The organism is Candidatus Ozemobacteraceae bacterium (genome assembly GCA_035373905.1).
In the GTDB taxonomy this organism is placed as follows: domain Bacteria; phylum Muiribacteriota; class Ozemobacteria; order Ozemobacterales; family Ozemobacteraceae; genus MWAR01.
Genome location: DAOSOK010000001.1, coordinates 155,845 through 182,220, shown reverse-complemented (window position 1 = coordinate 182,220; position 26,376 = coordinate 155,845). Strand labels below are relative to the sequence as shown.

Here is a 26,376-nt window from a genome sequence, read left to right as displayed (position 1 = left end):
GCCAGGGAAGCGGCGGACGGCCTCATCTGACCGTTCGCTGATGCCCCAGTCATCAAGCACATCACGCAAGTTGCTGCAACAAACGAGCGGAACCTGATCATAGTTTCACACCTTTACGATATTTGTATACATTGATATATTATTTGACGATCGCGCAATAACGAGCGAGAACCCGTTTCGTCGCTCCAAAACGGGTTCTCGCAGTATCAGACTTCACATCCCAAGAACGTCAGCCCTTCGCTTTGCCACTCGGCGGGGCGTTCGGTGCCGGCTTGGGAGGCTCGCCGGCGACGACGCCCTTCACCTTGCCGAGCATCTCGCGCATGTCGACGCCGGTGACGGCTTCGAGCATCGGGGGAACTTGGGTGACGACGTCGATGATTTCCTTCGTGATCTTCGAGGCTCCGACACCGTCGCCGCCGTTGCTGATCATGATGATCTTCTCGGTCTTGCTCAGCGGCTCGGATACGGCACGCACGATCTCGGGGAGCTTCTCGATGAACATCTGGCTGATGGCAGCTTCGTTGTAGGATTTCCAGGCCGCGGCCTTCTTTTCCATGGCTTCGGCTTCGGCGAGACCGATCGCGCGCCGGGTTTCGGCTTCGGCAAGACCCATCGCCTTCACGCCTTCGGCCTGCGACATGGCCTTCGCCCTGATGATGTCGGCGTCGGCGAGACCCTGGCTCTTCTTGACCTCGGCTTCGGTATTTCCCTTGATCTTGGAGACGTCGGCAGCGGCGGTACCTTCGGCACGCTCGACGTCGGCGCGGGCGAGACCGCGCAGGCGGGCCGACTCGGCCTCACCTTCGGCGGTGGTCTTCAGCTTGAACTGCTCGGCCTGGGACAGCGTCTCGACCTTTTTGCGCTCGGCCTCGGCCGGGCGTTCGACGGTGGCGACCAGTTCGAGTTCGCGCCGCTTGATTTCCTGCTGCTGAATCTCGATTTCCTTTTGCTTGGCGATGACGGTGACCTGCAGTTCTTCGGCGCGAACCAGCTGGTCGACCTTGAACTTCTGCAGATCGTAGGCCCTGTCGGCATCGGCCTTCTTCTGGTTGACGGCGGCCTCGTATTCGGCAACCTTGATCTTGTTGTTGCGATGCGCTTCGGCGACGACGGTCTCGTTGGCGAGCTTGGTGACCTGCGCCTGCTTGTTGAACTTACTCGACTCCTCGACGGCCTTGGCGGTCGCTTCGGAGCGCTTGATCTCGGCGTCGCGCTGGGCTTCGGCCTGGCCGATGGCGGCGTCGCGCTGGCGCTCGGCGATCGCCTTCTTCCCGAGAGACTCGAGGTAGCCCTGCTTGTCGCGGATATCCTTGATCGTGAACGACACGATCACGAGGCCCATGCGAGCCAGGTCGGGCGCCGATACTTCCTGGACGTTCGAAGCGAACTTGTCCCGGTTCTTGATGATTTCCTCGACTTCCATCGTGCCGAGAATCGCGCGGAGATGGCCTTCGAGGGTCTGATGGGCAATTCCCATGATCTCGGACTTGGATTTCCCGAGGAACTGCTCGGCGGCGGTGTGAATCGCGAACTCCTCGCTCTTGACCTTGATCTGCGCGACGCCGTCGACCATGACCGGAACGCCGGAGTTGGTCATGACTTCGGGGGTCTGAATCTCGAGCGTCATCAGTTCGAGCGACAGTCGTTCGGCTCTCTCGATGATCGGCCAGACGAAGGCGCGACCGCCCTTGACGACCTTGAAGCCAAGCGTGTGCTTGTTGCCGTTCGGATCGACGACGGTGTGAGAACCGCCGGAAATGATCAGCACTTCATTGGGCCCGACGGTCTGCACGCGACCGGCCCAGAGAATAAAAATGAGAAAAACGAACAGCAGAATTCCGAGCACGCCCACGATGATCATCGACGTCATTTCCATGAGTCTCTCTCCTCTTGTATAGGGGTAAGAACGGCGTCAGAAAATCTTATCTCAGGGCTCCGACACCGTCAAGCAAATCCGCATCGATCGAGCAACGCCGCCAAACCCGTTCCATTACAGAGCCGGCGGGGGTTCGACGGGTTTCACATACATGACACTTTCCTTGATGGCGACGATCTCTACGCACTGGCCTTTCTTCACCGGCTGCGAGCCCTCGACCAGCATTGCCATGCCGTTCTGACGGCTTCCGCCATGGAGATAGGTGATTTCGCCCACCTTCCCAGGCGTCATGTCCAGGCTCGCCTCGGCCTCGCAACCGATCAACCGGCTTGTGGAGGTCATTCCGCCCGTCTCGGTCTTCACGAACAGCTTGACAAGAAAGAACGAGAAGTAACTCGACAGAATGACGGCCAGCGCCGCCGAGATGATGACGCTGACACCGTTCGACACGACCTGCGGCATCAGCGGAATCGACCCGAAAATCCCAAGGGTGATGAATCCGAGGCCGCCGAACAGCGTGGCGAAGGTCGCGATCATCAGCGGGCTGAAGGGCGACAATCCCGCGCTGCTCTCCCCCGCCTCTCCCGAGTCGCCGGGAGCGGCATCGTGTCCGCCACCGACATCATGGCCGACATCGAGATCGCCGGCATCTCCGGGGGCATCGCCTCCGTGGTCGCCGCCAAGATTGCCGAGCAGCGTGACCAGGACGGCATACCCGACGCCAAACAGCAAAAACGCTCCGTAAATATGCACAAGCCCTAATCCCATCATGTTCATCACCCCCACATCCGGTAATAGCACGTTCCGTACCGCCGCCCGGAACCGCGTGTTTCAGACATTCTACCAGAATCTGCCTGCGCCAAGGGTGGCTTTCTTGCCGCCAACCGCGTCATTCGTGTCACACACCGTTGGTATTCCGGTATTCCACCCTCTCGATCATGTATACAAGACATTTTTCAGATGCTCAACCACCCAATGTCCGGGTTCCTCGCAGACAATCGCTATGGCATCGAAACGGCAATCGACCGTATCTCCGATGTTGCGCGCGTGCAGATACCAGCGGGCCATCCCGATGAGTTTCTTCTGTTTCCCGGGTCCGATGGTCTCGAAAGGGTGGCCGTGCGTCGTTTTCGATTTCGTTCGCACCTCGACAAAGACAAGAACCGAGCCATCGCGGGCGACGATATCGAGCTCGCCATAGCGAGTCCGAACGTTCCGTTCGACGATCGAATACCCGAGCGTTTCGAGGAAACGCGCCGCCTCGCTTTCCCCCCATGCGCCGAGCTGGTGGCGCCTGTCAGTCATTCCGCCTGCTTCCGTCGAGAGCGTAGACGTGGGCGAGCACTTCAGCCATGGCTTCCCAGAGTTCGGCCGGAATCTCGACCCCGACCGGGACTTTGGCGAGGGAATCGGCCAGCGCGGGCGACTCGTGCAGCGGAACGTCGTTTTCGCGCGCAAGCTTCACGATGCGCTGCGCAAGCAGACCGCGGCCCGATGCGACGACTTTCGGCGCCTCGCCTGCCACGCCGAACTGGTATTTCACGGCCACCGCGATCTCGTCGAACGGCCGTCGCTTCGTCGTCATCGGGCCAAGAATACCATATCTGCCGCCATGATCATGCGCGAATGTCGAGTGCCCGGCGCCGCGGCGAAGTCCCGGATTCCATCCTTTCAGCCGCCGTTTCCGCGACTGAAGGACCGAGAAAGGTCGTTCGCGCAACGAGATGGCCCACGGTCAGTTTGACCGACGCCCAGGAAAGTTCGCGCAGACGCGCCTGGAGCGCGGGAAACATCCCGCCCAGGGCCGCTCTGGACTCGGGATTCGATGTCGAAAAATGCACCCACAGACCTTTTTCCACCTTGTGTAGCGCGATTTCCATATCGCCCAGCGTCGGAGGATGGACGAGGATCCGGAGGCTGTAGCCCTGCTCTTCGCGGCCTTTCGGAGGCACGAACGCTTCGCCCTCCAGGGTATCGGGAAACTCCTGGTCTTCCCAGAAGATCGGCCACTGAAAATACACGCGACCCTCGTCGACTCCCTGCGGGGCATTCGAAAGCAGTTCCTGGAGTACAAGATTATCGACGAGCGAGGCGGGAAGCTCGGCAGCCGGCTTCGTCGATAATCCCGGCCCACCGATCAGTTTGAGAAGGTGATCGAGCACACGACCGGCACTCCAGTTCGCTTTCAGCAGCTCCGCTTCTCCCGCACCGAGGTTCGAAAGGAGGGCGGCGAACCGCATATCCCCGTTGACGTATGCCTTCAGCAGCGGAAAGCCGGACTCTGGAGCGCGGAAGCGCAGCAGCAGCACGAGCGCGTCGAGAGCTGCACGATCACCGCTTCCCGTGCCGAGTTTCAGCATCATCTCGCTCACCCGGCGGAACCAGTCGCCCGTCAGGGGAATGCCGTGGCGACGAAGCGCCTGGGCGATGGCGAGATCATCCTGTCCGGGAGCGACGCCAAGAGACGTGAAGAATTTTTCGATGGCGCCTTCAGCCGTGACATCGGCTTCGGCGCCAAGGGTGAGGACCGCCTGGCCGCCGGATGTTCGTTCTATACGACCTTGTATACTCTGCCCGGCTTCCAGCTTCTCCTTCACTCTCGTCGGAACGCCGTTGAGAAGGATGTTGCTGCCCTTCTCGTCGCTGCTGACGACTTCCGCCCTGACAGACTGCCCGGGGGAGAGCGCGAGCGACGGAAGATCAAAAGAGAGTCGCATTGCGGAACTCCGTCGATGGAAGCAGGGCCTTGACCGGCTTGAACGAGCGCCGGTGGATCGGGCACGGTCCGAGACGCTGGAGCGCCTCATGGTGCTGCGCGGTTCCGTATCCCATGTGTTTCGCGAAGCCGTATCCGGGATACTGCCGGTCGAACTCCTCCATCACCAGGTCGCGAGCCTCTTTCGCGAGTATCGACGCCGCCGCGATCGAAGCGCTCAGGGCGTCCCCCTTCGCGTAGGCCCGGTGCGGCAGCCTCAACCAGGGGAGTTTGATGTAATCGAGCAGAACGAAGTCCGGCACGGGCTTCATCGCATCGAACGCCCGCCGGAACGCGAGTCGTGTCGCCTCGAGAATATTATAGCGATCGATTTCATCAGGCTCGGCACGGCCGATTCCGTAGCCGAGGGCTTCGGCCTTGATCGCTTCGAAAAGCCGTCGCCGCTCGTCACGCGAAAGCTGCTTCGAATCGTTCAACCCGTCGATCGGGCACGGATCGGGGAGAATGGCGAACGCGGCGAAAACCGGGCCGGCCCAGGGCCCGCGGCCGGCCTCATCCCCGCCGGCGATGAGGCGCCAGCCTTCGCCCCGCGCCTCCTTTTCGAGAGCATACATGTCACATACGTGTTTCATCCGTCCGTCTCCTCGAGCAGATCGAGAAACGTGACGGTTCGAATCCCGTGAGCCCGGAGCCCATCGGCAAAAACATCGCGACAGCGGCCGCAATGCGTGACAACGGTGTCCGGGGCAAGCCGACGCAGTTCTTCGATCCGGTCTGAAGCGATCCGGTTCGCAATGCCCGGCGCCGTTCGAACGAGTCCTCCACCGGAACCACAGCAGGCTCCATCTCTGGCGGCATTGACCGGTTTGGTCGACACCACGCGCTCCAGCAGACGGAACGGCGCCATTTTGTCTCCTCCTCCGCGGGCATACAGACAGGCTTCGTGGAAAACGACGCGGTTTTCCAGTTGATGCCCCGGCTGCCAGCCTGTTTTCGAGAGAGCAGCGAGGAAATCGTCACCGTTGTTCCAGATTGCCTTCGCCGCTTCGCTCAGATCGCACAACTCCGGGATCATGCGCCAGGCATACCAGCACTCCGGGCAGAGAAACAGGATTCGTTTCGGCGATCGTCGGCCGATCTCTTCGAACAACCGTCTGACGGACTCGGCGTATCCTTCGAGATCCCCGTCCGTCAGCGCCGGAAGCCCACAGCAGCCGATATCGGGCGCAATGGCCGTCCCCAGTCCCGCCCGCCCGCATAGTTTTATAGCTTTCGTTATTTTTTCCTGGCGCGCCGAAAGCCGGCATCCGGGAACGAGGAGAACATCGATTCGATTCGTTTCGGCAGAATCGGTGGCGGGGTGTTCCGGCGAATACTCACGCGATGTGCGAACGGCGCGTTTCAGCATCCCGAGGATCGTTCCAGCGGGTTTTCCGTCAGGCCGGCGGGATGGCTCCGGCATATCCAACAATGCGAGCAGTCGTCTTCCGACCGGGTGCCGGCCGACGAGACGGCGAAACCAGCGTCGCACACGGGCCTTCGGCGAAGCATCGGCATGCAGCGCCCGGCCGATCGTGGTCGCCAGGCCGGTTTCGACTTTGTTCGGGCAGGTCGCGCGACACGTCAGGCAGCCGGCGCATGTTCCGAGCGCCGCATCGACCGCATCGGCGGGGATCTTCCGGCCTGCTTCGATCGACTGGAGCAGCGCCAGGCGGCCGCGCATGTTCGCCGTTTCGGTGCGTTCGACGCGGTACACGGGGCAGAAAGCCATGCACGCGCCGCATTTCACGCAGTTGGCGAGTTCCCGCCGGAGTCTTTCGCGAAGGGTCTCCCGCGACTTCAATCGTATCATCCAGCAAGCCGCCGATCCCCGGAAACAGATCGAGACGATTTCGTATATTTTATTTTATATACCATATTTGATTTTTCGTTCCAGGGAGAACATCCACCTGTTCGCCCTGAGCTTGTCGAAGGACGAACGTCTCTCGTGCTTCGACAGGCTCAGCACGAACGGGAATTCGGAATCGGCTTGCGTCATGCGGAACTCAATAGAACATTTTGCCGGGGTTGAGGATGCCGTTGGGATCGAACATTTTTTTGATCGAGCGCATCAGATCGTAGCTGACGGGATCGAGATTCGCGGGAAGATAGCGTTTCTTGGCGATGCCGATGCCGTGCTCGCCGGAGACGGCGCCGTCGTATTTGTTGACGATGGCGAAAAGCTGCGTCAGGCCGCGCTCAACGCGAACGCGCTCATCAGGGTTTCCGCTGTCGTACATGATATTCGTATGGATATTCCCGTCTCCGATGTGGCCGAAACTGATGATATTGAGTTTTTCGCGGTCCGCGAGTTCGCGAAGTTCGCGGATGCAGGCCGGCACATTGCGGCGAGGCACGACGATATCCTCGTTCGCTTTCTTGTTGCCGAATGCGCGCATCGCGGGACTGGCTTTGCGGCGGACTTCCCAGAGCTGGTCCTGTTCGCGCTTGTCCGTTGCGACATTGATTTCCGCGGCGGTTTTCGACAGGCACTCTTCCGTGATCCGTCGGAGATGCGGCATTTCATCGGACCGGCCGTCGATCTCGACGATCAGAACGGCTTCGTGGCGGGTATTGATGCCGAGTTTCGCATACGACTCGACCGCCTGAAGAGCCGATCTGTCCATGAATTCCAGCGAGGAAGGGGCGATTCCGCGTTTCAGGAGCGTATTCACCATCGCGGTCGCATCGTTCAGGTCTTCGAAATAGGCGGAGAACAGGATGCGATCTTCGGGCCTGGGCAGAAGCCGGAGGAGAATGCCCGTGAAGACGGCGAGCGTGCCTTCGCTTCCGATGAAGAGGTGTTTCAGGTCGTAGCCGGCCCGGTCCTTCAGCGTGCCTTTTCCGGCGCCGAAGGGCCTGCCGTCTGCGGTGAAGCCGTCGAGCGACAGGACGTAATCGCGCGTGACGCCGTATTTCAGGCAGTGAGGGCCGCCGGCGTTCTCGGCGATGTTGCCGCCGATCGTGCAGATTTTCAGCGAGGCCGGATCGGGCGGGTAATAGAGTCCGCGCGCCTCGACGGCCTCCTGGAGGTGGAGGGTGACGACGCCCGGTTCGACCCGGGCCGTCATGCTTTCTTCGTCGATGTCGAGAATGCGGCTCATGCCGAGAAAGTCGATCACGACGCCGCCGTCGACGGGCAGGGAGCCGCCCGAGAAGCCGGTACCGGCGCCGCGCGGGAACAGGCTCACTCCGTGCTCGTTCGCCGACGTCAGGATGGCCGCGACATCCGCAGCGTTCCTGGGCCTGACGACGCCTGCCGGATAATGGAACTCGTTCGTCGCATCATACGCATGCGCCGCGATCGTCACCGGGTCGCGTTTGAAGATGCTCCTGTCGATGCCGGCGAGGAACCCGTCGAGATTTCCGATCTTCCGAGACATGCCGCCATGGTATCACAACCGGCCATGGCACACAGTGCCAGTCGGGGCATTCCGGGCGTATCACGATGCGCCCCTACGGGCTGATGAGGAGCACCTCGACGACGTGATCGGCTCCTCCGAGCTGGCTGATGAGGTGAGGCTCGGGCCAGTGGAGAATATCGACGAGCAGCTCGGCGCCGTCGCGCGGCCAGCGTATTTTCGAGATTCCGCACTTCTTTGCCTGGCCGGCCTGAATTTCCCAGTGCAGGAACTCGCCGCGCCAGAGCTTCTGATGCTTGTACCGGTATTTCGCCAGCATCCCGTCGATGCGCTTCGAAATCGATGCGCGATCGGTCTGCGGGCCGAGATGAAATCGCAGGAAGAACGGCCGCGAATCATCGGCGATGGGCTTGCCGGCCGGCTTCACGCTCAAAATTCGGAGAGCCGACTCCACCCCGTCGGGCGCATCATCGACGAGCGGCCAGGCCATATTCGCCGGAACGGCGGGAGAACCCCTCAGAAGCACGTCGGCGAAGCAGACTCCGAATGCCTTGTGCCTTTCCATCACGGATTCGACGCGAACGAACGGCTCGAGCCAGCCCGGCAGCTTCAGAAGGAGAAGGCGCGAGATCGCCGCGCCGAGAAAGCCGTTTCCCACGGCTGCCCATCGCCGCGGGACCTGTGACTCCACACGGAACCGAACGAATTTTGCGGAAGCGACAGGATGGGCGGGGGATTTCGACATCTCGCCGGGACCGGCTTCGAGCGTTCTCGCTCGTTCGACTTCCGAGCGGCAGGCGCCGCAACCGCTGCACTGGCTGCTTCCCCAGGGCGGGCGGATGCACGAAGGCAACTCGCGGCCCTCGCGAAGCATGTTCCAGTTGCTGAGAAGAAACGCCTTCGTGACCCCGACGTCGATGTCGTCCCACGGCAGAACCTCCCCGGGTTCGCCACGCGGAAACAGGACATCTGCAAGATTGGCCCGCTTCACGGCTTGCGTCCAGAACGCAGCCGTCTCACGGTCGATCTCGCCCCGGTATCGCTGGTTGCGCACGATCGAGGCGGACACGAGAATGGGCGTGCACCGCCGATCTCCGTAGGCGAGATACTCCGACACCACCGCATCGGAAGCGCCCGCGCTCGTTCTCGTCTCGAACCCGGTCTTGCGAACCAGCGCCGCGAGGCTTTGCTCGATACGTTCGAGTTCATCTGGAGCGGGCCTGGGAAACGCGTATTGCAGCGGGGTGTGCGGCGGTCTGAACAGCGTCGCGAACGAGAACGTGAGAACCGGCCGGCCCTTCATGCCGTCGAGTTTTTTCCGGATTTTCGACAGGAACGACGCGAACTCGTCGAGATCCGCCTGCTCCTCGAAGCCGGTCACGATGACGAACACCTTCATCTGCCGGACATTCCTTCTGAACAACTCGTCGAAACCGGCCATGAGGCGGGTTTCGGACAGGCCTTTCTGAAGCAGCGTCCGGAGGCGGTCGCTGATGCCCTCCAAGGCGCAGGTGTAGCTGCGCTTTCCGGCGGCGAGCTGACGTTCGAGCAGCGCCGGTGCCTTCGCGATCGCGTCGAACCTCTGGCTCTTGATGGCGACACGTTCGAACAGGGGATCCAGCCGGTCAAGCAGGGGCATCAGCCCCGTATAGGTGTTCGCATTGAACGTGTACAGGGCGATTTCATGAAGCCCGAGCGCAGCCTTCAGTTCGAGCGCGTCGCGGGCGACATCGTCGACGGGACGCTCGCGATACGGCTTCTGCTCCCACGATTCCTTGCAGAACGAGCAGACATACGGGCAGCCCGCCGTCACGACAACATGCGACGCCCCCGCGGAATCCTCGTCATACCAGATCGGGCTTTTCGCATGCGCCCGCCGAAGCCTGGACAGGTCCGCACGGTTCGCTTTCACGGGAAACGGCGCGCCGGCCTCAGGCACGATCGCGGCGAGCCTGCCGGATTCTGTATACTTATGATTATATAGTGATGGATCGTAATACCCTGCGACGTTCTCCCGGACGCGCGCCAACCGCTCGACCCGAGATGCGGTGCGATGCGCGACCAGAATGCGCAGCAACTGACCGAACGCGTCGTCACCGTCGCCGACGACGACCCCGTCGACGAGCCCCTCTCCCGGCTGAAGCGCGCCCGCGGGGCCGTGAAGAATGGCCGTCGCTGAGGAGTTGCTCCCGCCGAGAACGATCAGCGGTGATTTTTCCCCGGTGCGCCCCTGGCGGGTCAGCGGTATTCCCGAATGGTATAGAAGGGCGGGCAGGTTCAGCAGTTCCTGGACGATCGAGTTGCTGATCGCAATCAGGTCGAACTCGGCGGCCGGGCGTTTCGAGGTCGTCCCCGTCAGCAGGGGGACGCCATCTTGCCGCATCAACGCTTCGTCTCTGTGCGGGGGCAGAAAGGCGAGGTCGGCAAAGACGCCGTCGACGTCACGCGCCATCTGGTACAGGTAGGAATGGGTGATGCCCGTCGCAACGTCGTGATACCCCGACAACCGGACGATCAGGACGCGCAGCTTCGCTCCGGCCCACGCGGCCGGAGACTGGGTCCCAGGCTCACCGCCCAGAAACCAGACGCCGTCGTTCGTCATCTCGGCCCGGTGGGATTCATACCATCGAAGGATATCTTCACGATCTTTCAACATATATTCTATTGGTATATCTATTTATTTTTCGTTCCCGCTTCAACCGGACGTTCCGGTCCGGCAAGGGCGGCGGCCGTCAACCGCCGGAATCCAGCCCCGCCCGACCTGCGGTCGAGAGGTCGCCGATGAATATCGAGAGTGAACACCCAGAGCGGCCCGATGCATGTTGCAGGAAGTTCGACGGGTTCGTCATTCCCCGTTTCGTCCGGGAACATGAAAGATGCCGCAGAGCCGCGAACAGACGGTCGCAGCGTCGTCACGAGAAAGGCATCAACTCCGCCGTCGTCACCGCGCACGAGATATCCGCACCGACCGTCCTCATTCACCCTGATCGCTCCGTCCTTGCCGACCATCATGGGAAACGGGAGCCACGTCTGCGAATCGTCAATTGCCCGCACGTAAAGCAGGCGCCGATCGGCCGAAACCCGCACGGGAAATCGTATGGCGCTATCTCCTTTTCCATCGCCAGCCTGGGTCAGCGCACCGATCCTGGAAAGGACGAGCGGCACCTGGACGTCCAATGCGTTTGCAGGCCAGTGAGCGATTTTTTCCAGGCGACAGCCGTCGGTCGGCACTCCCCCCAGGGATGTCAGGCCTTCGAGCACAGGCCCCTTTCCGGCTACGGAAATCTGTACGCTCATATTCCGCCATGCCGCCGGCGGGCCAGGACGCCCCCAGGCAGGTCGGATGACCAACCTGTCACCGGAGAGACGCCATGCGCCACCGACCGGACACAGAATCGCCGTCGAATCAGAACCGCCAGGCGCCGGGGCAAGTATCGCTCCCGCAACGGTTCCAGAAGGACCGAGGATGAGCAGGACGGTTCCGATCTCGTCGGTTCCCCTCTTGTCGGTGCGCTTCGACGCCAGGAATGCCCCGCCATACACGCCGGGAACAGATGCCAACGTCGCCGGTTTTCCGGCATGTTCTGACCAGCCGTCGCCGGGCGCAGCCACGGGGGCCCGCAGTTTCATACGAAACGCAAGGGTTTCCAGCGGGTGTGGAGAAAATTTCAAATACAGTTCATCCCCTTCCCTTCTGCCGGTCAGGGTTCCAGAAATATCATCGCATCTGAACGAGACATCCGCTCCCGCGGCATCGCACCGTTCCATCGTCCATGACCCGCGCGTCCAGATCGAGTTTCCGCCGGGTCTCAAGGCGGCGAACCGGAAACGGCCGTCGGCGTTCAGGATGCACTCGGCGATTTCGCCGGGTCGAAGAACGGGGTCGCCCATCCGCTCGACGATTTTCACCGACGTGCCGGCAAACACTCCGGGAACGGTCGCCGCATCCTGGGCGAATCCCGTCGAACCGGCAATGAGGAGCAGGCATAAAAAAATCGCCATGGCGTGCCAGGGCGAAGAGCGGCTCTCGAGGGAAAAATACCGGCGAGATCCCGCGGTTACGTCCGCGAATACCCGCTTTTGCACCGGAGAATGCGAAGCAGGGTTCCGGCGGATTCTTTCTGGTTCGCGAAGCTCCAACTCGTGATTGGAGATGTGCATACGGCCTTGTCGGGGCAATTTTTGCAATTCATGCCGGGCTCCTGATGATTCATGTCCGTTTGCGATGGTTTCATATTCCAGATATCGGCAATCCGCACAAAAAAGCGGAGGCAGGGTCCCCGTCCCCGGTGCGTCATGCAAAATTCGACGCATCTTTCATCGCCCCTTGCGGGCAGGCGGCAGAGCCTGCGCCAGGAGGTCCAGGACCATCCTGATCCGGTTGTTGAACGGAGCAAGCTCCCGGTTGATCTGGCCCGGATTCTGACGAAGCCACAGGGTGATCGTGAACGCAAGCTGCCTGAGCTGGTCGTTCGCCCCGCGGGCTTTCTCGAGCCACTCCTCATGGTCTTTCCAGATCATCGATTCGAGGCTTCTGAGCCGGTCGACCGCCCGGAGGTTTTCCTCCTGCAGGACGAGTATCCGCCTGTGATACGGCGTGAACGCGTTCGCGACATGCCAGATCTCGTCGTTCCGGCGGAGCATCTCCTGCATCTCGGTGAGCCAGAGGGTGGCTGACGCATACTCGTAGTCCGGCGTCTCGGTTTCCGAAGCCGTCGCCGCCGCATTCGACGCCTCCGGGGGCTCTGAGACCGTCTCCGTCGAACCCTGGGAAACAGCTTCGAGTCGGGCGGCAGGCTGGGAATCCTCAGCAGTTTCCGGTTTACGTCGTTCGCCGATGGTTTCGATTCTGAGCGTTTTCCTGCACTCCTCGGGAACCTTATCGAGACTGCCGACGATGACGACGCGGCCGTCGAGATCGACGTATCGGTACAAGGTCAATCCATTCGCCGAGGTCGAAACGACAAGAACGGAAACAACGATCAGGAGATGTCGCCATAGCATGCGCATGCCCCGACCCTACCCGATTTCCCTCCGTTCGGCAAGTCGGCGCGCATCACCGAAACCGGGCCGGCTCCATAGCGGATGCCGGCCCGGTTTCGGGGTCGAAGAAGACGCCTAGAAAACCACCGACCCGCCGAACGTGACGTTCCTCATGCGTTTGTGGCTGATGGCGCCGGGAAGCCGCTCGTAGTCGCCGTCGGAAATGTAGGCCGCGTCGAAGTAGACGATCTTCTGGTAGTTGAATCGGAAGCCAAGGCTGAACTTGTCCCCGTTGAAATCGTAGACGAAATGGGCGCTGTCGCTCATGGGCACGGCGCCGCCGACCATGAAGAAGACGGGGTCGGCATAGCCTTTCCCTTTATTATAGTCATAATTATATCCGCCGTATTTCGCGCGTTTCAGCTTGTCCCAGCCGCTATAGTAGAATTTATAATCGTTCGCGCCGAAGTTCGCGCCGACCCCGACCCAGGCAACGGGCACGCCGGCGTTCACCCAGACCGAGTGGTATCCTGCCTGAGAATCCGCGCAGAAACTGCCGCCCAGCGTGAGATTCCCGGGCACCTGATATTTTGCATTGACGTAGACCGGCTCGTTGACGTCGAACTTGTCCTGGTTTCCGAAGCCTTTGTCGATGCCGAACTCGAAGCCGTCCATGACGCCGTATGTCACGGCGACATTGGTATCCATGTAGTTGCCGTCGCTGTATGTCTCGTCGTTGATCCCCTTCAAATCGAACGGGAGGATATGCACCGAAACCGCGCTTTTATTCGGCTCGAGCACGCCGGGCGACGGAATCAACTGGGCGCCGCTCATGCCGCAGATGCCAACTCCCTGGCGGGGAGTCTTCCGATCGGTCATCAGAGGACGCAACCCTTCCGGGATCCGGGTTTCCGGCGGCAGGGAAAGGGAATCGCGAGGCCCCTGGTTCGAATTCCCGAGGGTCACGAGCCGGCTTTCCTGCGAGTAGGATGCATCGGCATCGCCCCCGAGGGTGCGAACCGGTTGAACGCGAGCGTTCTGCGAAACGGACGTTCGTCCCTGTTCCGGGACGCCCGTGGCAGATTTCATGAAGTTCCGGAACGCTGACAGGTCCAGACCGAAGCCGCTGCCGGCGCTCCAGAGCAGGAGCGCCGAGATTCCGAGGCAGGCACGTCTCATAAGGCGTTTCATGGGCATTTTTATCGGCGCTGCCCGCGCACCGTGCGGTGGCGGGATCACGCGATACTCCGCTTTGTCATTTGAGAGAACGAAAGAGTCTCACCTACCATCGGCAGGTTCGGCCTGATGTTTAACGATGCCGCTTGCCGAAGTTTTCCCGCTCCGCCGTCGGGGTTTCTTGACAAGCCCCCCCTCCCCCCATATAATGGCCCGGTGATCTGCATCCCCGCTGAATCGGAGAGGTGATGGAACAGTTCGCCTTCGAGGCGCTGCTCTACGCGGAAGGCCGCCTGTCGCTCGGGAAAGCGGCGCTTTTGTGCTGCATGGTTTCCAACGATCTCGACGAGGCGCTCGTCGCGTGGCTGGCCAAGCGCGACATCCGCGCCGTGATCACCCGGGCCGGCGGAAGCGGCGACAACCTGAAAAGCAAACTGTTGCGGAACGCGTTCGGCGCCGCGGAAAACAGCGGCCTGCTGGCCGTTTCCCCGCGCAACCGGTATGCGATCACCCGGCTGGTCGAGGACGTCATGCGATCGATCGACAGCCCGCTGCTCGACGTCGCAGGCGGCGGAATGAAGATCGGCCTGGTCACGCACGGCAAGGATCTCGCACTCGGCATGCACGGCAACCTCGGCATTCCGGGCATGGACGTCGATTACGAAGTATCCGTTTCGCGCACACTCAATCACTATCTGGAGGCCTGACCTTGATCGGACTCGTGCTCATAACCCACGGAACGCTCTCCCAAGTGCTCGTCGAGACTGTGAGCATGATCATGGGTCCCCAGACCGATCTCACGGCGATCACCTTCTCGGCTCGTGAATCGGTTGAAACCCTGCGTCAGAAAGCGTTCGACGCGATCGCCCCCTACCGCGAAACCGGCTGCCTCATCATGACGGACGTGCTCGGCGGAAGCGCCACCAACATCTGCGTCGAACTGCTGAAAACCGACAACATCCGCGTCATCACCGGCGTGAACCTCCCGATGGTCATGGAGGCCGCGAACCACCGCAACACGACCGACGTGACCGCTCTCGCCCAGCGTGCCCGCGAGGGGGCGATGCGCGGCGTCATCGATCTCAAGGCGTTCTACGAAGAGCGCATGGCAAAAAAGAAAGCCCCGTCCGCATGAGCAGACCGGTTCATTTTCTCAGAATCGACGACCGGCTGATTCACGGCCAGGTGATCGTCGGTTGGCTTCCCGCGCTCGGCTCGACCCATATCCTGATCGTGAACGACCGTATCGCGGCGGACGGCGTGCGTCAGGAGATGATGGGGCTGAGTGTCCCCCAGTCCGTGACTCTTCAGTTCTGTTCGACCCGCGATGCGAACGCGCTCGGCGCAGCGGTCATGGAAACGCTTGTATTGGTCGCGTCGCCACGCGATGCATGGCTCTGCCTCCAGGCGGGTCTCGCCCCTTCCGTCATCAACGTCGGCGGGCTCCACGCTCGTCCCGGCAAGACCGAACTGCGGGAGGCGCTTCACGTCGACGACGACGACCGTACCCACTTCGACCTGATCATGAAATCCGGCCCCATGCCGGTTTTCCAGCCCACTCCCCAGAACGACCCCCTGCCGCTGGGCGAGATTCTCTAAAGCGAGGACATTCATGGCTTCCGTCACATTCACGAAGATCGTCAAGACCTACGAAGGGGCATCGTCGCCGACCGTCAAGGGCATCGACCTCCACATCAACGATCGAGAGTTCGTCGTTCTCGTCGGCCCATCGGGCTGCGGCAAATCGACCAGCCTGCGCATGATCGCCGGCCTCGAAGACATCACCGACGGCGAACTCCGCATCGGCGACGTCGTGGTCAACAACCTGCCGCCCAAGGACCGCGACATCGCGATGGTGTTCCAAAACTACGCCCTGTACCCCCATATGAACGTGGCGGACAACATGGCGTTCGGCCTTCGCCTGCGCAACCTGCCGGAAGCCGAGATCCAGAAACGCGTCAAGGACGCCGCTACCATTCTCGGCCTCGAGAGCTACCTCGAACGCCTTCCGAAGCAACTTTCCGGCGGCCAGCGTCAGCGCGTCGCTCTCGGCCGCGCAATCGTACGCGAGCCCAAGGTGTTCCTCATGGACGAGCCGCTCTCGAACCTCGACGCGAAGCTCCGCGTGCAAATGCGCGCCGAGATCAAGAAGCTCCACCAGCGGCTGATGACCACGTTCGTCTACGTGACGCACGACCAGGTCGAGGCCATGACGATGGCCGACCGCATCGTTCTGCTCCACAACGGCGTGATCCAGCAGTATGACATTCCCGACGTGATCTACAGCCGGCCGGCCAACACGTTCGTCGCCACCTTCATCGGCTCGCCGCCGATGAACATCCTCAAGGTCACTCGCACCGCCAAGGGCATGGATCTGCAGGCGAAGGAAGGCACCGGCACGGCCGCCTGGGAAATGAACCTCGCCTCCAGCTTCAAGGGAATCGGCGACGCAAACGACCTGCTGCTCGGCATCCGACCCGAACACATCCTGATCGGCGACAAGGCCGCCGGAATCCCGACGCTCCAGGTGCCCGCCCGCGTCGACCTGATCGAGCCGATGGGCGCCGAAACGTATTTGTATCTGCAGGCGCACGGCCACAACCTGATCGCCCGCGTCGACCCATCGACGCACGCGGAAGTCGGCCAGACTGTCACGGCCCATATTCCGCAGGCGCGCTTCCACCTGTTCGACGAAAAGAGCACCAATCGGATCCCGCGCCAGAGCGAGGCATGATGCTCCTTTCCTCGGGCCGGTCGACCGGATCCGGCCTCGTAGCCGCCGCCGGCCGTCGAGGCCTGGCGGCGGCGCTGTTGTGTCTGACCCTCCTCTTCGCGGCCCTTTTCGCCGCAGGCTGCGGAGGCACCGGAAAGCAGGGCTCCTCCGGCACCCCAATCGTTCCAGGTCTCGGAAAGGCGCGCCTGAAGTTCTGGAACACGATGAACCAGGCCGAGTGCGAAGCGTTCGCCGGCGTCCTGACCGAGTTCAAGCTCAAATATCCCGATATCGCCGTCGACGTCGAAAACGTTCCGTTCAGCCAGGCCCGCGCGAAATACGAGCAGGCCGTCAAGTCGGGCACCGCCCCGGACGTCTTCCGTTCCGACCGTTTCTGGCTCAAGGACTTCGCGAAACAACGCCTCGTCGAGGAGTTCAATACGACCGGCATGCAGGAGGAACTCGAAGACCTGCTTCCCCTCGCCCGCGACGTCGTCACCATCGACGGCCGGACGTGGGGAATCCCGCACACGCTGGACTGTCTCGCCCTCTTCTACAACAAGACTCATTTTAAAGATGCAGGTATAGAACGTCCGCCCGAAGACTTCGACGCGTTCCGCGAGACCGCGCGAAAGCTCACCGATCCCGGGAAGGGGCGCTACGGCTTCTTTCTCCACCCGGAAGGCTGGTGGTTCGAGCCGTTTCTCTTCGGCTTCGGCGGGCGCTACGTCGACGAGGCGGGCAACCTGACCATCAACTCGGACCAGACCCTGAAAGCGCTCCACTACCTGATCGACCTGAAAGAGGTCGACAAAGCCGTTCCCCCGGTGAACGTCCGCAATGACGCGTATTCGATCATGATGCAGGGTTTCAAATCCGGCCAGATCAGCATGATCCTGAACGGCCCCTGGGCCATCCGCGACATGCTGGCCGGCCAGGAGTTCAAGGAAAAAACCGAGAATCTCGGGGTCGCCCCGCTTCCGCGCGGCCCTTTCGCCCGGCACAGCCCGGTCGGCTGCCAGAGTCTCGTCGTCGGCAAGGGCAGCAAGCATCGGCCGGAAGCCCAGGCGTTCGTGCGTTTCTGCTGTTCCCCCGAGGGGCTGGCGATTTTCGTCAAGCGCACCTATGGCCTGCCCGCCCGCCGTGCGCTTTTCACCGACCCCGAGGTCAAGAACGACCCGTTCCTCTCGCCCTTCATCATGCAGCTGCAGATGCTGAAAAACACGGAATATCAGCCCCGCAACGGGAGCATGTATGGCCCGATCGGCGACCATCTGTCGCTCGTGATCAACGGCGATGTCGCGCCCGAAGATGCGGTCCGCGACATGGAGGCGGTGCTGAAGAGGCGCCACTGAACCCATGCCGAACGACCACCTGATATCCTCGCTGCTGATCGGGCTCATCGGCGGCGTCGTCGACCTCGACTCGACGGCGACCTGGCAGTTCATGATCTCCCAGCCCATCGTCGCGGCCCCGCTGACCGGCCTTTTCCTGGGAGCCCTCGTCGGCCAGGAAGCCGCCGGCCTGAAGCTCGGCCTCATGATCGGAACGATCCTCCAGCTCCTCTGGATCGAACAACTCCCGCTCGGCATGAACGTGCCCCCCGACGCCGCGCTCGCGTCGGTGCTCTCCGTCGCCCTGGGCTTCCTCGCCGGCCGCGACTTCGACACCTACGTCGAACGCGAAGTCTGTAATACGGTCGCGCTTCTGGTCGCCGTCGCGCTCGGTTTGCTCGGCCGCGCCCTCGACCGAGGCATCCGCCGACTCAACACGCGCATGGAGAGCTGGGTAACAGCCCGCCTCCATGCGAGCGACACCACCTGGGCCCTTTCGGTCGGCCATACGGTCGGGGGCCTGTATACCTTCGGAAAAGCCTTTCTCTTCTGTTTCATCGTCACCTGGCTCGGCGTCGAACCGCTCCGTGCGTTCACCCGCTCACTCAGCTTCGGCCAGAATACCGGATTCATCGTCATCCAGGGCCTCCTCCCCTCCGTCGGCTTCGCCGTTCTCGCCGGCATGTGCATCAAGGACAGACAGGAACTGAGATGGTTCGTCGCCGGAATCGCCCTGTTCACGATCCTTCCGGCCAATATTTGGGCGGGCTGGCTCGCCGCGGCGCTGATCGCCGCCAGAACATACCGGACAGCGCATGGCTCAGCCTGAAACCACGACGATGCCCGCGGAACGGAAGAACGGAACGACGTTCGGCAGGTTCATGCTGCTCAAGATCGCTTTCCGGAGCTTCTTCCTGCAAGCCTCCTGGAACTACCGCGGCATGATGAACATGGGATTTCTGTATGCTCTGCAACCCGCCCTCGACGAGTTGTATCCGGCCGGCCCCGCGCGCAAGGCGGCGTATGAGCGGCATCTCGAGTATTTCAATACGAACCCCTATTTTTCCTCCCTCGTGATGGGAGTCGTCCTGTCGCTCGAGGAGCGGCTCGCCCGCGGCGAGATCGACGCCGAGATCATTCACGACACGAAGGAAGGCCTGATGACGGCTTGCGCCGCCGTCGGCGACGGCTTCTTCTGGGACTCGTGGCGCCCCTTCGTCGCCGCGGCGGCCCTGACGCTGGCGTTCGGGAATTTTTTGCTTACCCCAATTCTCTTCCTGGTCGTGTATAATATGCCCCACTTGTATTTCCGATTCCGCGGGATATTCTGGGGGTACCAACTCGGCACAGACGTCATCAAGCTTCTCAAGACGTTCAACATCCAGCGCGCGCGGCTGGCGTTGCGGTATGCCACCATCGCCCTGCTCTGCTACCTCGTTCCGAACCATGTCAACCTGCACACGCCGTTCCTGCTGTCCAACCTGCCGCTCGAGTATTTCTACATCGGGGAAAAACTCGTGCAGGGAATCGGCGCCGCGTTGCTGGTCGGCCTGGCGGCAGCCGGATATCGCGCGAAGGTCGACGTGCTGATGATCTCTTTTCTGCTCATGGTCATGGCCCTGGTGCTCTACCACTGGGGAATTCTCATTTGAAGGGTCCGGGATGAAGCGCAAGGAAGTCGAGATAAAGAACAAGTTCGGACTGCATGCACGGCCGGCGTCGATGCTGGTAAAGCTGGCGACGACGTTCGAGTCTGATGTCCAGCTCGTGAAGGATGACACCGAGGTCAATGCCAAGAGCATTCTCGGCGTTATGATGCTGGCCGCCGGACCGGGACATACCGTCACGATCATCGCCGACGGCGCCGACGAGGAGGCCGCCGTCGAAGCAATCAAGGCCCTCATCGACAGCCGGTTCGGCGAAGAGGAGGCCTGACCAGGTCCATGAGCGAACCCAGGTCGCCAGTCCAGTTGTCCGGTATCACGGGCTCCGTCGGCGTCTGTTACGCCCGCGCCTATGTGTACCGCCGGCGGATCGAGGTCGTGAAGACGCTCGTCCCGCCGGAGCGTCTCGAGAGCGAACTCGAGCGCCTCGAGGCCGCTGCGGCTTTGACCCGTCGCGACATTCTTGCCGCCCAGAAGGAAGCCCTGGAGAAGCACGGCGAGAAATACGCCGCCATTTTCGAGTCCCATCTCCTGATGCTGACCGATCCCCAGTTCAAGCCGCAGATGGTGCGGCGACTCAAGGCCGAAAAGGTGAACGTCGAAAGCATCGTCCGGGAAACCGTCGACGCCCTCCAGGCGGCGTTCTCCGCCATCGAAGACACGTATCTTCGCGAGCGTGCCATCGACATCAAGGATGTCGGCGACCGGCTTTTGCGCCACCTGATGGGCCTCGAAGGCCCGGCGAGGGAAATCGGCGACGAGCCGTTCGTGCTGATCTCCAACGAGGTGACGCCCTCCGAACTGCTCGAGTTCGCCAAGGGAAAACTGCGCGGCGTCTGCCTCGAGTCCGGCGGCGCCACTTCGCACGCGGCGATTCTCGCCGGCGCCCTGGGCATTCCCTCGGTGTTCGGCCTCGTCGACCTGGCGCGCGTCGCGCGCACCGGCGATTATATCCTTGTCGATACACGCCGGGAGGGCCGCGTGACGCTCCACCCCGACCCCTCAATGATCGCTTCGATTGCGCCGGCGGAGCCCGAAGGGGCGGCGGAGAAACCATCCGAGGAGAGCGGCGAGACGACTCGCGACGGCGTTCGACTGGCGCTGGGTGCAAACATCGCCCGTATCGAGGAACTCGCGGCGATGAAGAGCCGCGGCATCAGCAGGATCGGCCTGTTCCGGAGCGAGTTTCTGTTCATGGAAAGCATGGACCTCCCTTCCGAAGGTTTCCAGGAGTCCATCTACCGCCAGGTGCTCGACGCTGCGCCGGACATGACCGTCTTGCGCACGATGGACATCGGCTCCGACAAGCCCGTCAAATATCTTCCCTTTTCCCATGAAGTGAATCCCGCGATGGGGTTCCGCTCGATCCGGTTCCTGCTTTCGAGGCCCGACGTGCTCGAGCCGCAGCTCCGCGCGATGGTCCGAGCCGGCGACGGCCGCAACTGCCGCATCATCTTCCCGATGGTCTCGGCGCCCGAAGAACTCGAGTCGATTGCGACGGTCTGGAAGCGAGTGCTGGACCATGTCTCCCCGTCGGCCCCCCCGGAATGGGGCATCATGGTCGAAGTGCCGTCGGTGATGTTCATGATGGAATATATCGCCCGGCATACGCGCTACATCAGCCTCGGCACGAACGACCTGCTGCAGTTCTTTTACGGGATCGACCGGACGAACGAGCGGCTCACCCGGCTGGCGTCCCCGCTCTGCAACCCCTTCCTCAGGTTCCTGTTCTACTGCGTCGCCGCCGCTCGCGGCGAAGGGATCAGGGTCGGCATCTGCGGCGAGATGGCCGCCGACCCGGCAGGCTTTCTGACCCTCGCCGGCATCGGCATCGAGGAGATGAGCATGCGGCCGGCCGCTGTCACGACGATGCGCCGCATCATTCCACATATAATATTGAGAGATGTAGTCATGTTCGTCCAAGAGATGCTCGCCGAGGGACGACAGGTGGATTTGGCCGCCGAATACGCGCGTATGTTCCCGGCCCTGGGCGAACTGACGGCCAACCCGGGAGGATGAATCCCGGCTCGCGATTTGATCCTGCTTTGCCGGCGGGAGGGCATCGCGAGAAAATGCTTTTCATGGTCTGAACAGATTGGTAGAATACTCGCAAGATCCCGGTGCGGGGTCAAGAAAAGACGGAGGTCCATATGCAGTGTCCCGGCTGCGGTTTTGAAAACGAAAACGACAACAAATTCTGCAATATGTGCGGAATGTCCCTGCCGACAAGCGGCGGCGGCACCGCAACTCCGCTTGAACGTGCCCCGCTCGATCTCGATCTGTCGCTCGATCTTTCCGACGCGACCGGCACGGCCGCCGCGGCCGGCGAAGGCAAGACCCCGGCCGGAACCCTCGACCTGGGCGGCTTCGACCTGACGCCTCCGGCCGCCGGCGTCCCAACGGGCGGCCTGTCGCTCGATTTGGGCATTCCGGCCGGCGGAGCGACGGAATCGCCTCTCGACCTCAATCTCGACACGTCCGCAGGCGCCGGGGGCGGCTTCGACATCTCCTTCGACTCCAAGGCGACGCCCGCCGGCCTCGAACTGGACACCCCCTCGCCCGCCATCCCCGACCTGAATTTCGGCGGCACCCCCGGTGGCCTCGCCCTCGATCTCGGAAGCGACCCCGGGAACCTGTCTCTGGATCTCGGCTCCGGACCCGCCGGAGGCTCCACGGAACTCGATCTCAGCGAATTCGAAATGAAAAGTCCGGCCCAGGCGGCACAGCCGGCCGAGACTCCGGGCTCGGCTCCTTCCGACGTCGGACTGGATCTCAATCTCGATACCCCATCCATGCCGGTCGATCTGGCCGCCTCCGAGACGATGCCGGCCGCCGAACCCGGCCCCCAGCCGGAAGCCCCCATCGTTCTGACGCCTTCCACAGAGCGGCTGCCGACGACGGAGACCGTCGAGGAATTCTCGCTCGACATGGGGGGCGGCGCAGGCGAATCGGCCACGTTCGAGTTCGGCGACCTCGACGCCGCCACGGCGGCTCCCGCCGCTACCGACTCTTCCGGAGCGGCCGCTGGACATTCCGCCGCCGAAGAGTCGGATTCGGCCTTCCTCGACCAGTTCATTCTCCAGACACCCGCGACCTCCCAGCCGAAACAACAGCCTGCTTCGCCTCTTCCGCAGGCGCGGCCCGCCCCCGAGCCCTCCCCGGACTTCACGCTCAACGATGAAACGCCGGCTTCGACCGAGGAGTTCGGCATCGCGGCCGAAACCGCGGAAACCGCATCCCCGGCCGCCGATGTCGACGAGGACCTCGCCGGCCTGTTCATGGGAATCGAAGGCAAAGCCCCCCCGGCGGCGCCCCCCCCCGCCCCCGTCCAGTCGCGCCGCCCAGCCGCTCCGGCGCCAGCCCCCGAGCCGGAAGAACTGCATGTCGAGTTCGACTCTATTTCTGTAGAAACAACTATAGATTCAAAGGAGCAGGGCGCCGTTCCCGTCGCTCCAGCAATGCCAACGGGAGCCTCCCTCCCTGCCGCGGAATTTCTCGCCGCCGAGGAAAAGGCCCCCACGCCGGTCCTCGAAGAGATGCCGCCGCTGACGCCAAAGCAGGAACTCGACGAGTGCCGCCGCCGACTCGCCGAGACGAAGGATCCCGACGCTCGGTATTCCATCGTTCTCGAGATGAAGGAACTCAACCAGCCGGACGGGTATCCCGACTTCGTGAAACTCCTCGGCGACGAGTTGAAGGACATCCGGGAAGTCGCGGCAGAGTATCTCGGCGACGCCGCCGTCAAGGAGGCCGTCCGGCCGTTGATCCAGTGTCTTTCCGCGGGCGACGCTTCGCTCAAGTTCATCGCGGCCCGTTCGCTCGGCAACATCCGCTCCGACGAGGCCGTCATTCCCCTGATCAAGCTTCTCGAAGAGGACAACGACGATCTTCGCTACGTCGCGCTCGAGGCCCTCGGCAAAATCGGCGTCACATCGGCGCTCAAAGCCGTCTCGGCGTTCCTCAAGAGCCGCAACCACGATCTGCGCTTCATTGCCTGCGAAGCGATCGGCAACATCCGCGAGCCGCAGTCCGTCAACATCGTCCTGCCGATCCTCAAGGACCCCGACTTCGAAGTCAGGCTCAAAGCCATCGAGGCCCTCGGCAAGATTGGCTCCACCGCCGCCTGCGACCAGCTCCTGGTCATGCTCGGCGAGGACAACGAGCGGCTCCGGCTCGCGACGATCCAGGCGCTCGGCCAGATCAAGAACCCGAACGCGGTCGACGCGATGATCGATATCTTCCAGGTCAGTACGCCGCAGATCAAAGAAAAGATCATCTGGTCGCTCGGCGAGATCGCGAGCGACCGCGCCGTCGACCCGCTGCTCAACCTCTCCCAGACGTTCAACGCGAAACAGATCCAGCTGGCCATCGAGGCGTTCTCCAAGATCAAATCCCCGAAAGCCTGCCGGTTCATCCTCGGCATCCTCGACCGCGCCGACAAGACGGTTCGCATCAAGGCGATCGACGCACTCGGCGAAATCGGCGAAAAGGCGACGGCCGGCAATCTCGTGCCGTTCCTCGACGCTCCCGAGCCCGAACTGAAGATCGCCGCCGCCCAGGCCCTCGGCAAGATCGGGAACCCGGTCGCAATCGACCCGCTCGTGAACCGTCTTTCCGACTCCGAACGCGACGTCCGCCTGCATGCGATCGAAGCCCTCGGCATGATTCGCGGAGCGAAGGCGATTCCGGCGCTCGTACGCTCCCTTGGCGAGCAGGACGAACAGATCGTCACCAAGGCCGAGTGGGCCCTGTGCGAACTTCAGGAGATGGCGGTGGAGCCCCTGACGAAGGCGCTCTCGACCGAGTCGGCGGCGGTGGTTCCCTCGCTGGTCCGCGTTCTCGGCCGCATCGGCAACATCCGAGCCATTTTTCCTCTCATCAAGGTTCTCGAGACCGCCGGCGCGCACCTCAAGCGAACCGTGGCGGACAGCCTGCTCGCGATCGACAAGCACCTCACCGAAGAGAACCCGATCTCGGTCATTTTGAAGGAAGGATATTCCTGGGCGCAGTTCTCGATCGCGGAAGCGCTCGCCGGCATGGATGACGAGCGCGCGTTCGACCTGCTGATCAAGATCGCGCGCGACACGCTGACCGATAAGGATTTCAAGAAGCTCGCCGGCATCCCTGACAAGCGGATCGTCGAGTGCAGCATGCAGATCCTGCACCTGATCAAACTCAACGTGGCGCAACTGTTCGCGAAGGTCGGGAACGACAAGGCGATCCCGGTCATCCGCGATTTCTTCGCCCAGGGCGACAACGCCCAGCGCCAGTGGTGCGTCGAGGCGCTCGGCGGCATCCAGACAGAAGGCGCGCTCGACGCCCTGATCGACATTCTCAAGAAGCCCGAATACCAGATCCCACTCGACCTTCTCAGCAAGCAACTGATCGCGAGCAAGAGCCGGAAACTGGTCGAGAAACTGCTTCTGGCGGCCTCCCACCCGGCCGAACCGGTGCGGTACGCCATCGCCTCGGTTCTCGGCGAGACCCGCGATCCGCGCGCGATCCGGACGCTGTCGCAGCTGGTGAAAGACCCGGCCGACAAGGTTCGCGGCGCCGCCATCGAGGCTATCGGCAAGATCGGCACCACGGCCGCCGTTCCGCCCGCCATCGAAGCCCTCAAGGATGCCGTCGAGGCCGTCCGGGCCAAGGCTGCCCAGGTGCTCGGCGAGCTCAAGGACACGGCCGCGGTCGAGTTTCTCGAGAAGACGACCAGCGACACGTCGGAACTCGTGCGCCAGCTGTCGGTCAAGGCCCTCTCGCAGATGGCCGATGCGCGCGTGCCCGACATCATCATCAAGTCGCTGAGCGACAAGTCGGCCGTCGTCCGCGGCACCGCCGTCGAGACCCTCGGTCAGCGCAAGGAACGGATCGCCCTGCCTCATCTGATCAAGTCGCTCGAGGATTCCGCCGAGTCGGTGCGGGAAAAGGCCGCCGCCGCGCTCGCTCTGATCGGCGACACCCAGGCGATCCTGCCCCTGCTGGCCAGGCTCGACGATCCGTCCCCGCTCGTGCCGCTCGCGTGCAGCGAGGCGATCGTCAGCTTCAAGTCCAGGGCCTATCTCGTCCTCGTCGAGGCCCTCAAGCACCCCGAGGAACGGATGCGTCGCCACGCCTGCGACCTGCTGATCCGCATCGGCGAGGATACGCTGGTTCAGCGCCTGCTCAAGCTCGCGAGCGACCGCAACAACAACCTGCGCGAGAACATCGCCCGCATCCTCGGCCGCATCGGCGGCGAGAAGGTCGTCGACACCCTCGTCCAGCTGCTCGCCGACCGCAACGGTTCGGTGCGGCGCACCGCGGCCGAGGCGCTGGGTACCCTTCGCGACATTCGCGCGATCGTCGCCCTCAAGAAGGCCGAGCGTGACCAGACCCGCGAAGTCCGGCAGGCCGCCTCGACGGCCATCCAGGAAATCTTCAAGGCCAACAAGCTCACATGATCCACGCACCCTCTGCGCCGGAGCCGGAACGGAGAACCGTTCCGCTCCGGCGTGCGCTTTCCGCTCGTCCCTG

General features: G+C 62.5%; 22 protein-coding genes. 10 read left to right on the top strand and 12 right to left on the bottom strand.

The genetic code is table 11. The features are described 5' to 3' along the window. Positions 1 to 229: 229 nt before the first annotated feature. The 12 genes from PLU72_00805 to PLU72_00750 all read right to left on the bottom strand — a co-directional run bounded on the left by PLU72_00805 (position 230) and on the right by PLU72_00750 (position 14,158). Positions 230 to 1,879, bottom strand: a complete 1,650-nt coding sequence (locus PLU72_00805; protein ID HOT26693.1) for an SPFH domain-containing protein — start codon at positions 1,877 to 1,879, stop codon at positions 230 to 232. Positions 1,880 to 1,993: 114 nt separating this feature from the next. Beyond that, positions 1,994 to 2,656 carry a hypothetical protein gene (locus PLU72_00800; GenBank protein ID HOT26692.1) on the bottom strand — a complete coding sequence of 221 codons (663 nt, stop codon included), beginning with the start codon at positions 2,654 to 2,656 and terminating at the stop codon, positions 1,994 to 1,996. A gap of 159 nt (positions 2,657 to 2,815) precedes the next feature. Then, complete coding sequence (locus PLU72_00795) at positions 2,816 to 3,184, bottom strand: YraN family protein (protein HOT26691.1); 369 nt, start codon at positions 3,182 to 3,184, stop codon at positions 2,816 to 2,818. Beyond that, positions 3,177 to 3,464, bottom strand: a complete 288-nt coding sequence (locus tag PLU72_00790; protein ID HOT26690.1) for an EscU/YscU/HrcU family type III secretion system export apparatus switch protein — start codon at positions 3,462 to 3,464, stop codon at positions 3,177 to 3,179. The genes PLU72_00795 and PLU72_00790 overlap by 8 nt, the downstream gene beginning before the upstream one ends. A gap of 31 nt (positions 3,465 to 3,495) precedes the next feature. Continuing rightward, on the bottom strand, positions 3,496 to 4,596 hold the full coding sequence (locus PLU72_00785) for a flagellar hook-length control protein FliK (protein ID HOT26689.1): 1,101 nt from the start codon (positions 4,594 to 4,596) through the stop codon (positions 3,496 to 3,498). Beyond that, complete coding sequence (locus tag PLU72_00780; GenBank protein HOT26688.1) at positions 4,580 to 5,227, bottom strand: ribonuclease HII; 648 nt, start codon at positions 5,225 to 5,227, stop codon at positions 4,580 to 4,582. Before PLU72_00780 ends, PLU72_00785 begins: the two co-directional genes overlap by 17 nt. Continuing rightward, positions 5,224 to 6,447, bottom strand: a complete 1,224-nt coding sequence (locus PLU72_00775; protein ID HOT26687.1) for a (Fe-S)-binding protein — start codon at positions 6,445 to 6,447, stop codon at positions 5,224 to 5,226. The genes PLU72_00780 and PLU72_00775 overlap by 4 nt, the downstream gene beginning before the upstream one ends. A 193-nt stretch (positions 6,448 to 6,640) precedes the next feature. Next, positions 6,641 to 8,017, bottom strand: coding sequence for an FAD-linked oxidase C-terminal domain-containing protein (locus PLU72_00770; protein ID HOT26686.1), 1,377 nt, complete (start codon positions 8,015 to 8,017; stop codon positions 6,641 to 6,643). A 73-nt stretch (positions 8,018 to 8,090) separates the two neighbouring features. After that, on the bottom strand, positions 8,091 to 10,652 hold the full coding sequence (locus PLU72_00765; protein ID HOT26685.1) for a radical SAM protein: 2,562 nt from the start codon (positions 10,650 to 10,652) through the stop codon (positions 8,091 to 8,093). Between the two features lie 17 nt (positions 10,653 to 10,669). Then, positions 10,670 to 11,998, bottom strand: coding sequence for a hypothetical protein (locus PLU72_00760; protein ID HOT26684.1), 1,329 nt, complete (start codon positions 11,996 to 11,998; stop codon positions 10,670 to 10,672). A gap of 315 nt (positions 11,999 to 12,313) precedes the next feature. After that, positions 12,314 to 13,000: a hypothetical protein gene (locus tag PLU72_00755; protein HOT26683.1), complete on the bottom strand. Its 687-nt coding sequence runs from the start codon at positions 12,998 to 13,000 to the stop codon at positions 12,314 to 12,316. 114 nt (positions 13,001 to 13,114) lie between these two features. Then, positions 13,115 to 14,158: a hypothetical protein gene (locus PLU72_00750; protein ID HOT26682.1), complete on the bottom strand. Its 1,044-nt coding sequence runs from the start codon at positions 14,156 to 14,158 to the stop codon at positions 13,115 to 13,117. Positions 14,159 to 14,403: 245 nt separating this feature from the next. Between PLU72_00750 and PLU72_00745 the strand changes: the two genes are divergently transcribed. From PLU72_00745 to PLU72_00700, 10 genes are all read left to right on the top strand, one after another. After that, positions 14,404 to 14,862, top strand: coding sequence for a HutP family protein (locus tag PLU72_00745; protein HOT26681.1), 459 nt, complete (start codon positions 14,404 to 14,406; stop codon positions 14,860 to 14,862). Positions 14,863 to 14,864: 2 nt separating this feature from the next. Next, complete coding sequence (locus tag PLU72_00740; protein ID HOT26680.1) at positions 14,865 to 15,290, top strand: PTS galactitol transporter subunit IIBC; 426 nt, start codon at positions 14,865 to 14,867, stop codon at positions 15,288 to 15,290. Beyond that, positions 15,287 to 15,754 carry a PTS sugar transporter subunit IIB gene (locus PLU72_00735; protein HOT26679.1) on the top strand — a complete coding sequence of 156 codons (468 nt, stop codon included), beginning with the start codon at positions 15,287 to 15,289 and terminating at the stop codon, positions 15,752 to 15,754. The genes PLU72_00740 and PLU72_00735 overlap by 4 nt, the downstream gene beginning before the upstream one ends. A gap of 13 nt (positions 15,755 to 15,767) precedes the next feature. Next, complete coding sequence (ugpC, locus tag PLU72_00730) at positions 15,768 to 16,889, top strand: sn-glycerol-3-phosphate ABC transporter ATP-binding protein UgpC (GenBank protein ID HOT26678.1); 1,122 nt, start codon at positions 15,768 to 15,770, stop codon at positions 16,887 to 16,889. Continuing rightward, positions 16,886 to 18,223 carry an extracellular solute-binding protein gene (locus tag PLU72_00725; GenBank protein HOT26677.1) on the top strand — a complete coding sequence of 446 codons (1,338 nt, stop codon included), beginning with the start codon at positions 16,886 to 16,888 and terminating at the stop codon, positions 18,221 to 18,223. The genes ugpC and PLU72_00725 overlap by 4 nt, the downstream gene beginning before the upstream one ends. Positions 18,224 to 18,227: 4 nt before the next feature. Next, complete coding sequence (locus PLU72_00720; protein ID HOT26676.1) at positions 18,228 to 19,031, top strand: PTS sugar transporter subunit IIC; 804 nt, start codon at positions 18,228 to 18,230, stop codon at positions 19,029 to 19,031. Beyond that, entirely contained in the window at positions 19,018 to 19,854 is an 837-nt protein-coding gene (locus PLU72_00715) for a PTS system mannose/fructose/sorbose family transporter subunit IID (GenBank protein HOT26675.1), read from the top strand. Before PLU72_00720 ends, PLU72_00715 begins: the two co-directional genes overlap by 14 nt. A 10-nt stretch (positions 19,855 to 19,864) precedes the next feature. Further along, positions 19,865 to 20,137, top strand: coding sequence for an HPr family phosphocarrier protein (locus PLU72_00710; GenBank protein ID HOT26674.1), 273 nt, complete (start codon positions 19,865 to 19,867; stop codon positions 20,135 to 20,137). An 8-nt stretch (positions 20,138 to 20,145) separates the two neighbouring features. After that, on the top strand, positions 20,146 to 21,885 hold the full coding sequence (ptsP, locus tag PLU72_00705; protein HOT26673.1) for a phosphoenolpyruvate--protein phosphotransferase: 1,740 nt from the start codon (positions 20,146 to 20,148) through the stop codon (positions 21,883 to 21,885). Between the two features lie 131 nt (positions 21,886 to 22,016). Next, a complete protein-coding gene (locus PLU72_00700) occupies positions 22,017 to 26,303 on the top strand; it encodes a HEAT repeat domain-containing protein (GenBank protein HOT26672.1) in 4,287 nt (1,428 codons plus the stop codon). Positions 26,304 to 26,376: the final 73 nt, after the last annotated feature.

Coding starts and splice junctions, on each gene's coding strand:
- PLU72_00805 (HOT26693.1), bottom strand. CDS start 1,879: ATGGAAATGACGTCGATGATCATCGTGGGCGTGCTCGGAATTCTGCTG.
- PLU72_00800 (HOT26692.1), bottom strand. CDS start 2,656: ATGAACATGATGGGATTAGGGCTTGTGCATATTTACGGAGCGTTTTTG.
- PLU72_00795 (HOT26691.1), bottom strand. CDS start 3,184: ATGACTGACAGGCGCCACCAGCTCGGCGCATGGGGGGAAAGCGAGGCG.
- PLU72_00790 (HOT26690.1), bottom strand. CDS start 3,464: ATGACGACGAAGCGACGGCCGTTCGACGAGATCGCGGTGGCCGTGAAA.
- PLU72_00785 (HOT26689.1), bottom strand. CDS start 4,596: ATGCGACTCTCTTTTGATCTTCCGTCGCTCGCGCTCTCCCCCGGGCAG.
- PLU72_00780 (HOT26688.1), bottom strand. CDS start 5,227: ATGAAACACGTATGTGACATGTATGCTCTCGAAAAGGAGGCGCGGGGC.
- PLU72_00775 (HOT26687.1), bottom strand. CDS start 6,447: ATGATACGATTGAAGTCGCGGGAGACCCTTCGCGAAAGACTCCGGCGG.
- PLU72_00770 (HOT26686.1), bottom strand. CDS start 8,017: ATGTCTCGGAAGATCGGAAATCTCGACGGGTTCCTCGCCGGCATCGAC.
- PLU72_00765 (HOT26685.1), bottom strand. CDS start 10,652: ATGTTGAAAGATCGTGAAGATATCCTTCGATGGTATGAATCCCACCGG.
- PLU72_00760 (HOT26684.1), bottom strand. CDS start 11,998: ATGGCGATTTTTTTATGCCTGCTCCTCATTGCCGGTTCGACGGGATTC.
- PLU72_00755 (HOT26683.1), bottom strand. CDS start 13,000: ATGCTATGGCGACATCTCCTGATCGTTGTTTCCGTTCTTGTCGTTTCG.
- PLU72_00750 (HOT26682.1), bottom strand. CDS start 14,158: ATGAGACGTGCCTGCCTCGGAATCTCGGCGCTCCTGCTCTGGAGCGCC.
- PLU72_00745 (HOT26681.1), top strand. CDS start 14,404: ATGGAACAGTTCGCCTTCGAGGCGCTGCTCTACGCGGAAGGCCGCCTG.
- PLU72_00735 (HOT26679.1), top strand. CDS start 15,287: ATGAGCAGACCGGTTCATTTTCTCAGAATCGACGACCGGCTGATTCAC.
- ugpC (HOT26678.1), top strand. CDS start 15,768: ATGGCTTCCGTCACATTCACGAAGATCGTCAAGACCTACGAAGGGGCA.
- PLU72_00725 (HOT26677.1), top strand. CDS start 16,886: ATGATGCTCCTTTCCTCGGGCCGGTCGACCGGATCCGGCCTCGTAGCC.
- PLU72_00720 (HOT26676.1), top strand. CDS start 18,228: ATGCCGAACGACCACCTGATATCCTCGCTGCTGATCGGGCTCATCGGC.
- PLU72_00715 (HOT26675.1), top strand. CDS start 19,018: ATGGCTCAGCCTGAAACCACGACGATGCCCGCGGAACGGAAGAACGGA.
- PLU72_00710 (HOT26674.1), top strand. CDS start 19,865: ATGAAGCGCAAGGAAGTCGAGATAAAGAACAAGTTCGGACTGCATGCA.
- ptsP (HOT26673.1), top strand. CDS start 20,146: ATGAGCGAACCCAGGTCGCCAGTCCAGTTGTCCGGTATCACGGGCTCC.
- PLU72_00700 (HOT26672.1), top strand. CDS start 22,017: ATGCAGTGTCCCGGCTGCGGTTTTGAAAACGAAAACGACAACAAATTC.